This is a genomic window from Sphingomonas arenae, from assembly GCF_016924655.1.
Lineage (GTDB): Bacteria > Pseudomonadota > Alphaproteobacteria > Sphingomonadales > Sphingomonadaceae > Sphingomicrobium > Sphingomicrobium arenae.
Genome location: NZ_JAFFJU010000003.1, coordinates 146,331 through 159,958, shown reverse-complemented (window position 1 = coordinate 159,958; position 13,628 = coordinate 146,331). Strand labels below are relative to the sequence as shown.

General features: G+C 59.9%; 12 protein-coding genes. 7 read left to right on the top strand and 5 right to left on the bottom strand.

The annotated features are described in order from the left end of the window. Positions 1-99: 99 nt before the first annotated feature. Complete coding sequence (locus tag JT720_RS14270) at positions 100-354, bottom strand: winged helix DNA-binding protein (RefSeq protein WP_419555407.1); 255 nt, start codon at positions 352-354, stop codon at positions 100-102. Positions 355-658: 304 nt separating this feature from the next. Here JT720_RS14270 and JT720_RS12165 point away from each other — a divergent pair, with 304 nt between their 5' ends. Beyond that, the gene (locus JT720_RS12165; protein WP_205481570.1) at positions 659-1,165 is read left to right on the top strand and encodes a hypothetical protein; all 507 of its coding nucleotides are present in this window, start codon (positions 659-661) and stop codon (positions 1,163-1,165) included. Between the two features lie 85 nt (positions 1,166-1,250). Here the strand turns inward: JT720_RS12165 and JT720_RS14265 are convergent, their stop codons facing one another. Then, entirely contained in the window at positions 1,251-1,865 is a 615-nt protein-coding gene (locus tag JT720_RS14265) for a PilZ domain-containing protein (protein ID WP_205481569.1), read from the bottom strand. A 454-nt stretch (positions 1,866-2,319) separates the two neighbouring features. Beyond that, complete coding sequence (locus JT720_RS12155; RefSeq protein WP_205481568.1) at positions 2,320-3,291, bottom strand: hypothetical protein; 972 nt, start codon at positions 3,289-3,291, stop codon at positions 2,320-2,322. A 634-nt stretch (positions 3,292-3,925) separates the two neighbouring features. Here JT720_RS12155 and JT720_RS12150 point away from each other — a divergent pair. From JT720_RS12150 to JT720_RS12140, 3 genes are all read left to right on the top strand, one after another. After that, positions 3,926-4,330 carry a BLUF domain-containing protein gene (locus JT720_RS12150; RefSeq protein WP_205481567.1) on the top strand — a complete coding sequence of 135 codons (405 nt, stop codon included), beginning with the start codon at positions 3,926-3,928 and terminating at the stop codon, positions 4,328-4,330. A 303-nt stretch (positions 4,331-4,633) separates the two neighbouring features. After that, positions 4,634-5,287, top strand: a complete 654-nt coding sequence (locus JT720_RS14180; RefSeq protein WP_205481566.1) for a CPBP family glutamic-type intramembrane protease — start codon at positions 4,634-4,636, stop codon at positions 5,285-5,287. A gap of 81 nt (positions 5,288-5,368) precedes the next feature. Then, the gene (locus tag JT720_RS12140) at positions 5,369-5,908 is read left to right on the top strand and encodes a GNAT family N-acetyltransferase (RefSeq protein ID WP_205481565.1); all 540 of its coding nucleotides are present in this window, start codon (positions 5,369-5,371) and stop codon (positions 5,906-5,908) included. Positions 5,909-6,265: 357 nt separating this feature from the next. Here the strand turns inward: JT720_RS12140 and JT720_RS12135 are convergent, their stop codons facing one another. Together JT720_RS12135 and JT720_RS12130 are read right to left on the bottom strand one after the other, a co-directional pair. Beyond that, positions 6,266-7,198, bottom strand: a complete 933-nt coding sequence (locus JT720_RS12135) for an alpha/beta hydrolase (protein WP_205481564.1) — start codon at positions 7,196-7,198, stop codon at positions 6,266-6,268. Positions 7,199-7,290: 92 nt separating this feature from the next. After that, a complete protein-coding gene (locus JT720_RS12130) occupies positions 7,291-8,166 on the bottom strand; it encodes a helix-turn-helix domain-containing protein (protein WP_205481563.1) in 876 nt (291 codons plus the stop codon). Between the two features lie 172 nt (positions 8,167-8,338). Here JT720_RS12130 and JT720_RS12125 point away from each other — a divergent pair, with 172 nt between their 5' ends. The 3 genes from JT720_RS12125 (at position 8,339) to JT720_RS14080 (ending at position 13,313) form a co-directional block, all read left to right on the top strand. Next, positions 8,339-8,890 (top strand): helix-turn-helix domain-containing protein, encoded by a 552-nt coding sequence (locus JT720_RS12125; protein ID WP_205481562.1) that lies wholly within the window; start codon positions 8,339-8,341, stop codon positions 8,888-8,890. 73 nt (positions 8,891-8,963) lie between these two features. Continuing rightward, positions 8,964-10,142: an MFS transporter gene (locus JT720_RS12120; RefSeq protein ID WP_336512010.1), complete on the top strand. Its 1,179-nt coding sequence runs from the start codon at positions 8,964-8,966 to the stop codon at positions 10,140-10,142. A gap of 642 nt (positions 10,143-10,784) precedes the next feature. Beyond that, positions 10,785-13,313 carry a calcium-binding protein gene (locus JT720_RS14080; RefSeq protein ID WP_205481560.1) on the top strand — a complete coding sequence of 843 codons (2,529 nt, stop codon included), beginning with the start codon at positions 10,785-10,787 and terminating at the stop codon, positions 13,311-13,313. Positions 13,314-13,628 lie beyond the last annotated feature (315 nt).

Below are 13,628 nucleotides of genomic sequence, written 5' to 3'. Positions count from 1 at the left end.
TACCATGCTCCAGGCCAAATCCTGTCTGACCGCGGCGTTGGACCTACTCGACAGCGTCAAAGCTCCGGCCGAAATTGGAGCCTACGTCGATATGGCGATTCACCGGATTGAGGAATTCCTTGAGAGTTCAGGAACCGATTCCACCGCTCTTGAGAGAAGAGCGAAATAGCGTTGCATCGAGGTCAAACCCTTCTCCGATAGCCTTACCCAATTCCTCCGGCGATCTTGAGAATCTTGGTGCCGTACAAGCCAGCCATCATTCTCAAGTTTTCTGATCCAGCGGGCGGCGGTGGTTTCCGGCGATCCAGAACACTGGCAGAGCGCAAGAACCGAAATCCTCTCGCCCAGCAGCATCGAAGCGTAGGCCTCCAACAGGATGTCCCACGCCGGCTCCGAGAACAGGTCGGCGGCAAACAGGTCGTTTCTAGATCTTCTGAGCCTTATCAGCCGCCGCACCGTGCCGCCATCGAGAGCCGAAGACCGTTCGCTAGCTCCCCTTCGGTCTACTGCAGATCCTTGAGATCGTAATGTGTGCATCGAGCCGTGCTCGTTCATTTGGGTGAGAAAAGCATCCATCTTGGTGCACAATCTGTGCTTATTCAGGCTGCCTGACGTTGCAGCCGTTTGGATGCGCTACGCATAAGCAAGGACCAGACAATTGCCCTTTGAGGTCGACGAAGTCGAAGCGCAGTCGGGCAGCCGTCTGGCACTCGTGGCGCTGGTTGGGCTCAACCTTAGAATGATGGAGAATTGGCGTCGGACGCAGTTGGAAGCCTGGGGCGAAACCCTGGACTACGAATCAACGATGATCCTGCTTGCGGTCATTGCAATCGGCGGAGAGCGGTTGACGCGAACCTCGTTGACTCCCGACTTTCGTGACCTTGCTTGCCCTGTCCCGATGGAGTTGCTCGGGAAGTGCAATGTCACCTCCATCGCTGCTGCCACAGGTCTCAATCGGGAGACGGTTCGGCGCAAGGTTCAGCGGCTTGAACGCAAGGAACTGCTCATCCGTGACGGAAAACGCAGCTTTCGGATCGTGCCTGCTATCATGCAATCCGACATGGCTCGGGAGCTGGTCCGATCTCAGCTCGAAGCCTTGCGGAGGACGATGAACCATCTGTCCCGCGCGGGTATATTTCGGAGCAGAACAAAAACGCGAAGATGAAGGCGCAAGTCCTGAACACAGGCACATTCGTAAGCGCAGGACACGCTTACATCTGGAGCAGAACTGCTACACCACTCCTAGCTGATCACGAATACGACCTCTCCTCGAGCCACACGGCTATAATCTCGATGGATAGCGGAGCGGCGAACGAGACACCTACTTCCTGCCCCTCCGACCATCGAATGAAACAACGCTGTTGGGGCATGTTCGGCAGCTCGAGAATAGCTGGGCCGTTTGACGGAGCAGTTCGGTTGGTCTGAACTTTTGCCCCAGTTGTGGAGATGTCTCGCAATAGCCCAGTGTAAGTCCGCCCTCCGCTCCGTAAAACTGCACACGCTGCTGTTTCGATACGCGGGGATGAACGACGACGTGCTTGATCCCTTTTTTGACTTAGCCGCAGAAGAGCTTCGCGCGGGATCTTTCCATGGAACTTAAGTCCGGCGAACTGGTCACGGGACCACACGACGCATGCAGAGATCCCAAGCTCGTCCCCCACCCGCAATACGGCTTGATCGCCTTCCTTCAAGCTCGAGAAGGTCTTTACCTGCACTCCCTCGGCGGAGATATTTCGGACGAGGCAGATGGTAGCGCGAGTTTTCGTTTCAACAATGCCGATTCTTAGCACAAGGGTCTCGCGCCTTCTCCCGCGCCGCTCATGGAAATTAGATCCGCCTAGGGCGCCTGTAACTAATTGGTTCATGCGCTAACCTCCAACCAAAACGCTAGTCGCTGGAGGTCTTCTCGAGCTTAAGATCACCTCCGAAGTGGGTGCATCGATGAAGCTAGACGGCGGGCTGCTTTGGTCGGCGAGCCAGGGATGTTGGCGGTGACGTTCGCAAAGCGGGAGATGTGATCGGCGGCGCGCAGTCCAGCAACGCCTCATGGCATTGCTTTTGTGCGCTAGGCATAAGCGGATACAAGCCACTTAGCTCAACAAACGTCCGCTTTCTCTTCATGCAGTCCGAAAGCAGCCGGTCCGCTTGCCACCCAATCAGACATAAGGAACGCTAGGAAGCGTCAGCCCGGTTTTGCCGCTCCCGCTTCTCGGCCTTAGGGTCTAGCTTGGGATAGGCGTCATCCGCTCGCCGGCATGCAACGACATCGCGCCTGCGCCAATTAGTTGCACCCAAGTAGAGGAGTATTGAAGGGCCGCGTCACTTTGAGAGGCTGCTGCACCTCGGGAGGGCCGCGCTGACGACCGGCCGGTTCGTTGATCCGGTACCCACGTAGTCTGCACCCACTGCTAGGCAGAACCCAGAGGCAGTCGCAGCCTTCACCTTAGCCACGCCGGTGCCAAGGTAGACGGCAGCCTCAGGTGCGGCGCGGGCGTTCTCGGCTGTCTGCGATCCGCCCACTGGCGCGAAGACGCGCTTCATCGAAGGCTTGGCATTCGCCGCCAGCATCGAAGCGTACTTCGCAGGGACCGCCTCGCCCTTCCGATGTACGAGAAAAGCGAAGGGGTAGCGTTCGCCGTTCCAATCCACACTCAAACGAAGCTCGAAGGGTGGCTTACCGTACTTGTATTTATCGAGCACGACCAACCCGCCATAGGTATCGCCCGGGTCCAATGTCGTGCGCTGGACAACGTGGTCGCCGATTGCTGCAAGCGTTGTATCCAGACGCTGCTGCACCAGCACCAAGTTGTATGCGCCGTACGCCTGGATTTGATTGGCCCGGAGCTGCCCTGCCAAGCTCGGATAGCTGCCGCTGAAGCTGTAGGTGCCGCGCGGCGTCACCATCGTTCTGTGGTAGGTGCTCCGCTGCGATGCGGCTGCAGCGGCGCCAAGGCCCGCACCAAGAGCGATACCAAGCTTCGCCCACATCGCTCGGTTCTTCGCCTGGCCTGCGAGCTGGTCGACGGTGAAGATTGGGGAGGCCGACCCATTCATCGTCGCCTGGATGTTCTCGATCCCGACATTCACCGGCTCGGCGCCGCCGTTGAAGAATCCGACAGCGAACACCGGCTTGTTGTGGTCGTATCCCAGGAAGCGAACCTGGACGACGCCGTTCTGCTGCTGGAGGTCGAGGGTGGGAACGCCCCGCACATAGCGGGCACCCTCGGCCCCGACAATCAGACCGTGCACGTCTACCTTGGGATCGGCGTCCGCCGGCGAGCTAACCAGCATCAGAGCGGACACAACTGTAACAGGTAGGCGCATCGGCTCTCCCCACATACCGAATCAAACCCGAGCGCTGTGAGCTTCTGTTAACCTGTCGTTAAACTCAAGAGCGAGTTCTCAGGGACATGGTTGCCGCTTTCGGATCAAGGGGTCTGCTGCAATCGCTACTCTGGCGGGGTACGTCTTCTAGACAGCTTGATCGGCCGGCCCGCGCTCCCAGAAGTAGATCACCCAAAGCTCGCCCTTCTTTGGACGCGGGTGTCCATCGTCACACGCCGCCGATCCCCAGCCTCGTTCAAAGGTCACCCGAGCCGCCGGCACCGATTTACGCAGAGCCCGGACCACCTTGGATTCGGCGCTCCATGGATGAGCGTCGCCCACTCGCGGCTGCGTATACCGGGCATCCTCGATCCGCACGAGGGCGACTGCCGATATAACGTTGGCGGCGTAGCTTCTTGCGATGTGTTGCTCGGGTGATTGAGCGACCCGACAAGCATATGCAGGACCCACCGGAAATTTCGCGGCAAGGAGCGCAACCGAAAGGCGAACCAGTCTCATGAGCGCCCTGACCTCCCCCCGGTACGCTGCGCCACCAAGATCGGGAAACTTGGCCTTAATCTCTTGTGGCTATAGCATCCAGATGCATCAGCTCGTCTACATCAGCACTCTCCGGCCGGACGTTTCGCTTCAGGACCTCACCAACATCCTTCATGCGTCCATGCGGAACAATGAACCTGACGGGATCACTGGCCTGCTGGTGAGAGGTGGCAACCGGTTCCTCCAGGCTCTTGAAGGCCCAACTGAAGCGGTCCTGCGCACCTTCGAGCGCATCCAGAAGGACCCGCGTCATTTCGGTTGCGTCGTGCTCACCAGCAGAAGCGTGGCGCAGCGTGCGTTCGGCGACTGGTCGATGGCATTCGAAGACTACAGCAGAAGGGACGGTACGCTTCAGGACCTTGTTACGAAGCTGCTTACGCACGTGACGGACGTTGGCGTGAGAGCGGAGTTCGAGAGCTTCGCCGAAAGGCACTCAGCAGCTGCCTAGCGCACCCTCGTAGGCTGTGACGAGTTTTGCTTGTCCGTAATCAGGCGACAGCCGCGAGAACGCTAGGCCCTTACTTCTCCGGAGGATCTGCACTGCGGTAAAAAATGATCGGGCGGCCGTAGCATTCGCCAGACCGCCCGACTTTAGATGATGCCGCTGTGCATTAACCAGCGTCTGCTATCTGTCAGTGCTTACCCGAAAGCAGCCGTTCCGCTTCCCACCAGTTGCAGACCTTCAGGTCTCATGGGACAATCTCCTGTGGGTGAGAAAACTGAGCGAGGGCAAGCCCGCGCAGTCCTAGAAGTGGGGGCAGTCGCCGCCGCTTACATCGTGATCAGCACCTCAGCAGTTGGCGCGTTGGACGCGAGCTTCCTGTTCCCGGATGGCTGGTCGCCTGCCGAAAGGAGCACCGGAAGCGGTTTCCTGATCGGTGCACTGTTTCAGCTGCTCCTGGTGCTGAGCGCAGCTTATCTCGTCGGTCTCAAGGACCTGCAGAGGGCGATTGCAGCAAGCTCTGCGCCCTCCACCAGCAAGGCATGGACCATTGCTGCGCTCGCAACTTCGATCCACGTTGGCACCGCTATGCTGGTGTTCCTGCCTCAGCCCGAGCGGGTGTGGGAACTTTCCAATTTGAACCTGATCCTCTCGGCCGTCTCCATACCAGACGGTTGGAGCCAGGAGGTGCTGTTTCGGGGCTTCGTACTCTTCCGGCTCACGCGCTCCGATGTTCCAGCAATCGCACAGATTTTCATCTCAGGAAGCCTCTTCGCCGGCATCCACCTTGGCTACACCGGGGAGACCGCGTGGGAGTTCATCACCCCACTGATAGGCACGTTCATGCTGGGATGCTTCTACGCTTGGGCAGTTAAGAGCGGCAGCGGAAGCTTGAAGCCCGTGATTGTGTGTCACGTTCTGATCATTGCCCTCCTACAGCCTTGGCTCGCCCTGGCCCGATAGTCATCAAGTCGCAGGGCGCGGCAACGCGCCATTGACGTAGGACTGTTGAGGACGGCACCCAGCTTCAGGAGGAGCGACAAGATGCCAGCCCCAACTCTCCAAACCGAACGCCTGATGCTGCGCGGGATACAGGAAGAAGACCTGGACGGATGGGCAACGCTTATGGGCGATCCGGAAAGCGCAAGGTTCATCGGCGGCGTGATTGATCGAGCTGCTGCCTGGCGGGGAATGGCGGCCATGGCGGGCTCCTGGGAGCTCAAAGGCTTCGGCATGTTCTCGGTTGTGGAGAAGGCCACCGGAAGGTGGATTGGTCGCTTGGGACCATGGCAACCGGAGGGCTGGCCGGGCACCGAGGTGGGATGGGGTCTGATCAAAGACGCCTGGGGAAAAGGCTATGCCGCTGAGGGAGCATCCGTGGCCATCGACTGGGCCTTTGCGAACTTGGGCTGGACGGAGGTGATGCACACGATCGACCCACAAAACGTGCCTTCGATTGCGTTGGCGGAGCGGCTTGGTTCCAGGGACCTTGGTCCGTGCAAACTCCCCTCCCCCTTCGAGAACCTGAACGTTCGGGCGTGGGGCCAATCCCGTGAACAGTGGATGGCGGGCAAAAGGCTTTGAGGACATGCGCAAGGATTCACGCTCGGCCGAAATGTCCACTATGCGCTGATCCGGGCATAGCAACACAGCTGAACGAGGTTCCGCTTACGGCCGCCACAGGCGCCACTCGGAATGACCCAGATGGGCGCTGAGACGACGTCTTGTTCAGCATGAACGAACGTCCGCTAGATTGCTTTCCCACCCGGAAGCGGCCCTTCCGCTTTCCACCATGAAATGAACTCCACCCGTGGGAGCCAGCTTGAAAGTCGGCAAGTGGCTGAGTGCTGAAGGGCCTTCTTCGCGGTAATCGGTGGATTGCAGACGCGGTGGAACCGGGACGGCCACACAGCCGCCCCGATTCGCTGAACCCTCCACTGGTCAGTCCAGAGTAGCAACCCACGCGGCGATCGAAGCCACGGTGCGGTCGAGAACCTCGGGATTGTCGTAAAAATCGAGGTGGGCGGTTTCGCCCTCCCAGAGCAGCTTCTTGGACGTCGACGGCATGGCCTCGAAATGGCGGCGCGCGGCGGTCGGGAGGAAGCTGTTGTCGCTGTGAATGAGGAGGTAGGGCTTCGTGAGCTGGCGGGCAGCGCTGATCGACTCGTAGGTGAGCAGATCGGCATCGCTCATCACCGCGTAGCGGTTCTCCCAGAGACCCTTGTCCGCCCAGACATGGTACCAGTCCCAGACGAACTTGCCTGGCATGCCAACGTTCATGTCGACCTCGTCGACACCCGCGACATAGTCGACCTCTCCCGTGGCCTCATACTTGGCCTTGGCGCGCTGCCCCTGCGAGAGGCGGGCGGCATAGCCTTCCTCGGTCAGCCAATCGATGTCACCCTCGCGGTCCCGATACTGGCCGGCAAGAGTGATCCCGGCAGCGATCCTGGGGTCTTCGGCGACCGCCCGCAGCATCTCGGAACTGCCCTGGCAGATTCCGAGCCCGTAGATGCGGGTGCTGTCGATCTCCGGTAGAGAGGCGACGAAGTCGACTGCGCTGACGATGTCCTCGACCTTGTGGAACGGATTTTCATAGGCGCGGGGCAAACCGCCACTCTCTCCCCGATAACGGCTGTCGAAGGCCAGGGCGGCATAGCCGAGGGCGGCGAGGCGGCGGGCATATTCGGTCGGCGCCTGCTCCTTCTGGTAGGTCATTGGGCCGATGATGACGAAGACCGGAAGGTCGGTGGCCGAGGCCGCCGGCAGATGAAGGTCGCCGACGAGCATGACGCCCGGCGCTGCGCTGGGGAAGCTGACCTTGCGGATTTGAGTGGCCTCGATCGGACGATTGATGGTCAGAAGGTCGGTCATCACGGCTCTCCTTGCCTTGGTTGATGAACACCTTCTCGCCGTTTCCGTGCTTCCTGCCTTGAAGGGTTGTGCGAGAGTTTGGAAGATTCCTGCTAAAGGCCGGCCCGGTATTCGCCTGGTGTGACGCCCGTCAGTCGCTTGAAGATGCGCCCGAAATGAGGCTGGTCAGCAAATCCGCAGGCCAGCGCGACGTCTGCCAGCGGCCGGCCCTGATCGGCGAGCATCTTCTTGGCCTGCTCTACCCGATAATTCATGACGAACTGATAGGGACTGTCGCCGATCACCTCCTTGAAGAGCCGCGAGAAGTGCGCCGGGCTCATCCCTGCCACTCTCGCCAGATCCTCGATGGCGATCGGTTCGCCCAGATGTGCTTCGACGTAATCGAGCACGCGTTTATAGTGGCCGGCGGTGAAGCCGCGGCTGAACTCGAGCGGCTCATGCCGTTGCTCGCCATAGCCCTGGAGGAGCTTGACGAGGAAGACGCGGGCGAGACTCTCGTACATGATCTCCGAGCCGGTGGCCCGTGAACCCAGCGCGTCGAGCAGCATGGCGGCGGCCATGCACAGGTCGGGATCGGAGGCCTGGGGCACGTCCTGTAGCTGTCGTGGAGTGAGGATTAGGCCGAGTTCGGAACGGGCGAACCGGTCGAGGCTGGCGGGCTCGATCGTGACGACGATCACTTTGGAGCGCTCGTGCCAATACCATCCCGACCGGATGCCCGCTGGAGTCAGGACGATCTCGTTCGGCTGATAGATAAAGTCACGATGGCTGCCGTCGCGCCAGTTCTCCACCCGCATCGGAGCATCACGCTGGTTCAGAAGCAGATGGTGCTGGGCGAATACCTCTGTCGGCATCCCAGCGGGCTCCGCTTCGAAGAACTCGAGGTTGAGGAGCTCGGCAGCGCGCGGGCGAACGACGTCGCAGCTGCGGAGCAGCGCTTCCGACGGATATACGTCTTGGTAGCGCATAGTCTCTTCTAACCTGAACAGCCTTGAAGGTCAGCCTAGGCGAACGGCTGCTATCCGTTGCTCCCGTCCGAGAAGCCAATGTTCCGCTTCCCACCACGTGCTGGCGTAGCGTTCGACTGCGTCAACTAGTATGAACCCAGCCAGCGACCATTGGCCAGAAGGGTGAGCGACAATGCTGTTTCCTCATCGGCCATTGGGTCCGGCTTTGAGGCGCTGGCGAACCCTCAATCGAATTAAGCAGTCGCATGCTGCAGAGATACTTGGGGTTAACCAGTCGACCATCTCGCGGTGGGAGCTGGGCGAGCAAGACATGAGCAATGCTCAACGTGTACGCATCGAGGAGCTGGTGGGTGCGAGACTGACCTCGGCCGCCGATGCTGCGCTCTGTCGGCTTGTTCAGAACCATCCCAGTGGCGCCCATCTCATCTGCGACATCAGCCACCGACTGCTAGGCCTGTCGGCGGTCCGCGAAGCCGAATTCGCCTGCGACGCCAGTGAACTCATGGGTGTGTCACTCTTTGGCTTCATCACCGAAGAGCTCGCCCGCATTGAAGAGGGCTTGGATGAGTTTGGGTGGTACGATCTCCCTTGTCCGCCCGAGGTCATTGCTGAGACCGGCACCAACGGTTCTGATCTAGTACCCATTGTGGCTGGCAGCTGCCGGATGACCCGGTTCGTCTTGTCAGACGGCACGGCTGCCCGGCTTGTTGAAACGCTGAGCTAGCGCCACGCATACCTTATCCGTTGCCGCAGCTGCTTCCGCGAACCATCGCCTTAGCTTTGGGAAGGAAGCGATCGTGGAACGCGCGCGTACGGTCTTGGGGCTGGTAGCTGCCAGTACTGTGGTCGGGCTCATGGGGACGGACCTGGTCTTGCCAGCCGTTCCGCGACTTCCTGAAGCCCTGCATACCAATGCGAGTGCTGCTCAGCTGGTCCTTGCTGCCTACGTGGGCGGCACCTGTTTTGGGCTGCTTGCCTTCGGCGCGCTGAGCGAACGGTACGCCACGAGCAAGCTCTTCATCGGTTCGCTCTTTGCTACCGCCATCGTCTCTCTCCTCTGTGCCCTGGCAAGGTCGATCGAGTGGCTGATTGGACTCCGCGCTCTGCAGGGTGCTGTGGCCGCCGCGCCGGCTGTGTTTGCTCCAGCCATTATCAAGACCATGTTCGACCAGAACCAAGCTGTTCGGGCGATCGGGCTGCTGGGCAGCATAGAGTCGCTTGCTCCTGCTTTGGCCCCGATCGTCGGAGCCGGCCTCCTGCTCTTCGGCGGGTGGCAGATGTCCTTCTATGCTCTCGCTGGAGTGGCAGCGCTCCTCGGCCTAATCATCACTGCAACCTTGCGCCTTCCTCAAGTCGAACGCCGTGCGAAAGGAAGCTACATCTCGCTTCTGACGAACGGACGCTTCATGCGTTACGCCTTGAGCCAAGCATTCGTACTTGGCGGCCTGCTGACCTTTGTTCTGGGGCTGCCGGTGGTCATCGTGCGTGTGCTGGGCGGCACGCTGAGCAACTTCATTGCTATGCAGGTCACGGCCATCGTTCTGTTTATGGTCGCCGCGAATAACGCCAACCGAGTGGTCGCTCGCTTCGGAGTTGAGCGGACCATCATGTTTGGCACGATCCTATGCGCTTTCGGCGGCGTAGCACAGCTCACTTACGCACTTTCGGGCGGCAAATCTCTGCCGATCGTTCTGGCACTGTTTGTACCAGTCAACATCGGCCTCGGGTTACGCGGACCTCCCGGATTCTACTGCGCCGTGGTCGCTGCGTGCGGTGATGATGCGCGAGGCGCCGCTTTGGTCGTCCTTGGCATACTTGCAGCCACCGCTGGAGGAACTGCTCTAGTCGCACCATACATCGAGCGGGGCTTGGTTCCTTTGTCAGTGGCGGTCTGCATCCTTCTTCTTCTCGCTGTGATGAGCCTCAGCGTACTGCCACCGATTGATGAGAAACCGCCTGCAGCTGCCGTAGCGTAACTCGCGCGAACCCCAAGACCTCCGCTCTGCACGGGTGCTTTGTGCCTCTCGCCTCGCCCAAGGAGTTGCTTTCAGACGGACGTCTGCTTTGAGCCTCTTCAGCCCCGAAAGCCGTCGGCCCGCTTGCCGCCAGCAGTAGACGGGTGCGGAACCAGTCTTCGGCGGCGACAAGTGGCCGGTGACGGACGGTCTACTTTCCGCACTTGAAGCTCAGAAGCGGACTTCATCCGAACCGAATTTTCCTCTTCGATGTTGGCTGTCTGCTCAACGAGGGGCGAACGGACGGGGCACGTGGCGGCGAGCAGATCGAATATCGATCCCGGCCAACTATCAGCATTTCTGAAGTATAAGTCTTGTGGCGGTTCACGGACGTTCCGCTTTGCGCTTGGTTAAGCCCGTAGCGGACCCGCTGAGTTGCTTGGGAGCGTTGTGAAAAGAGACCTTGATGCCAAGCTAATTGGAAAGCTCACGCTGGCTTGGACACCTAACCGTGACAGGGTGACATCGAAGGTTATTAAACTCGAGTTTACCGCGTGTCGTTGACCGTGCACGGTCCGTGTCATACCCCTCGCTACCAGTAAGCCTGCAGTTTGCGTTGGGGGGGGAAGAATGTCCGTGCTAGTCGCCAATCGTGCGTTCGACATGAACGAGTTCATCGCCACGGGTTCGCTCGTGGAGTTCTTCGAATTCGGCGAAGTCGTCACCGGGACCGACACTCTCTTCGTCGTCAGCTACACCGACCCGGAAATCTCCGAGCAGCTGACGCTCAACGGAACGTTCGGAAACTATGTCGAGGGCTACCCCACCACCGGGGTCATCACCGGCGTGTCCTATACCCTGAATGGCGGGACGAGTTTCGACTTGGTGAGCATTTCCATCAGTGTCGAGGCATTCACCACCTTCGTGCAAGCAAACGACCTTCAGGGCTTGTTCCAGACGCTCCTGGCCGGCGCTGACGAGATCACCGGCAGCAGCGGGGATGACATCCTGCTTGGCTTCGACGGCAACGACTGGCTGCGTGGAGGCACTGGTGCCGACGAGTTGATCGGCGGAGCAGGTGATGATTTTCTGTCGGAGGCGGCGGGGGACACAGGCCCCTACAGCGACGATGTTTATGACGGTGGTTCGGGGATCGACCGGGTCAGCCTGTTCACGACATATGGCCCCGGTGTCACCGTCGACCTGCGGATCACGGGGCCGCAGAATACCGGCTCCATGGGTACGGACACGTTCATCGGGATCGAACATGTCACCGCCAATTACGGTGATGACACGTTAATCGGAAACGATGCCGGCAACTGGTTCTGGACGTTCAGCGGCACCGACACGCTGACGGGTAACGGGGGAGACGATCTCTTCACTGTCGGTTTGGGCACGAAAGTCATCGCTGGCGGTACCGGTTATGATACGGTCGAGATCGCGGATACTGCTTTTGAGCCAGCTTACACGTCCGCTGGGGTGATCGTTTCGCTGCTCAAGCAAGGACAAGCTCAGGCTACGGGTGTGGGGAACTGGACTCTCAGCGGAATTGAGAACCTGTCCGGCTTCTATGGCAATGATCAGCTCACCGGGGACAACAACGCGAATGTTCTGTCAGGGGAAGGCGGTAATGACCGGCTGATTGGCCATGGGGGCAACGATACGCTCGCTGGTGACGGCACTTGGGGCCTTGCGTCAGGCAATGCGGGTGCAATCACCTTCTACGAAGAATTCGGAGGGGTAGGTGGAAACGACTACCTCGACGGCGGCCTCGGCGACGACAGACTCTTGGGGGGAGCCGGCGACGATTTTCTGATCGGTGGCGCTGGGAGCGACGTTCTCGACGGTGGCGAGGGCAGCGACGTATACGTGATGGCCGCTGCTGCCGACCATGCTCTTGCCGAAGTCAGTGACGAGGGGATCAACGGCGTTGATGAAGTGCGGTTCAGCGCCAGCGGCACCGCGCAAACGCTGGTGTTGCGGAGCGCGGACATCGGCATCGAGAGGATTGTGATCGGCACCGGCACCTCGGCGGCTGCAGTCACGACCGGAGTTCTCGCCCACAATGTCGATGCACGAGCAGTAGGTAATGCTGTCACAATCATCGGCAACTCGGGAGCGAACGAACTCAGGGCGACGGCCTTCGCGGACACGCTCCAGGGCGGAAGTGGAGATGACCTGCTGTCCGGCTATGCGGGCGATGATTTGCTTGATGGCGGCCGGGGAGCGGACGCGATGTACGGCGGACTGGGCGACGACACTTACATCGCCGAGAACACCAGTGACGCCGCCCGCGAAAACGCCGGGGAAGGCACCGACCTGGTGCTGTCCTCCGCGAACTACACGTTGCGAGCAAACGTTGAGAACCTGATCCTGACCGGACAATATTCCATCACCGGCCGAGGCAATGATCTTGCCAATTCGATCACGGGGAACAGCGGTTCAAACCGGATGTGGGGCATGGCCGGCGACGATGTCCTCATCGGCCAAGCCGGGAATGACCAGATCGATGGAGGCTCTGGTTCGGACCAGATGGTCGGTGGCAGCGGGAATGACATCTATTACGTCGGCGATGCCGGCGATGTCATCCTTGAGCTCTCGGGAGAGGGTTCCGATTCTGTGCGGAGCTTCATCAGCTACTCGCTGGGAGACCACGTCGAATCGCTCGAGCTGCAAGGAGAGGCGTGGATCAACGGAACGGGGAACGGACTGGCCAACGTGCTGGAAGGCAACGTCGGACGGAATACGCTCCTGGGACTTGCTGGTAACGACAAGCTCTACGGCGGCGATGGCGAGGACGTCGTCAACGGCGGCGAGGGCAACGACTGGCTCGAGGGCGGTGCGGGCCGGGACGAGTTCACGGGCGGCAGCGGATCGGACCGCTTCGTGTTCCGGCCCGGAGACTTCGGTGAAGGCACCGATGCAGGTTCGGACTTGATCCATGACTTCAGTCAGGCGGACAGAGATCTGATCCGACTGGATATCATCGATGCCAACAGCCTGCTCGAAGGAAATCAGGCTTTTACGTTCATAGGTTCCGGCTGGTTCACAGGAGTGGCCGGTCAGGTCGCATATAGCCACTTTGAAGGGAACACGGTCATCCACTTCGACGTCGATGGTGATGGCGGTCGTGACTTCGCAATTGTCCTAGAAGGCCTGCACGATCTCACCGCGAAGGATTTCATTCTGTAAGATGGCTATCGAATCCAGGGGCTGATGGGGGCAGGTGAAGTCGTGCTGCTTGGCTGCCCACCAGTGGTTACGTCGTCGGAACTACAGCGTAGCCGGCGGCACTCTGAAGAAGGGGGATGAGGCGCTTTCCCCGATTGGTACTGATTGCTTCCGATGTACTGCGTCCTCACCGACGCAGAAAATGCCGTCCATGTATTCAACAGGGACAGTAGCCACTTGGCGGTACGAAGGTCCGCTTACGGGTTCTGGCGAAGTCAGCCTGAGCATCTGAGTTGGGCGCTTAGCAGACACAGATTACTCCAACGCTTCGTCTAT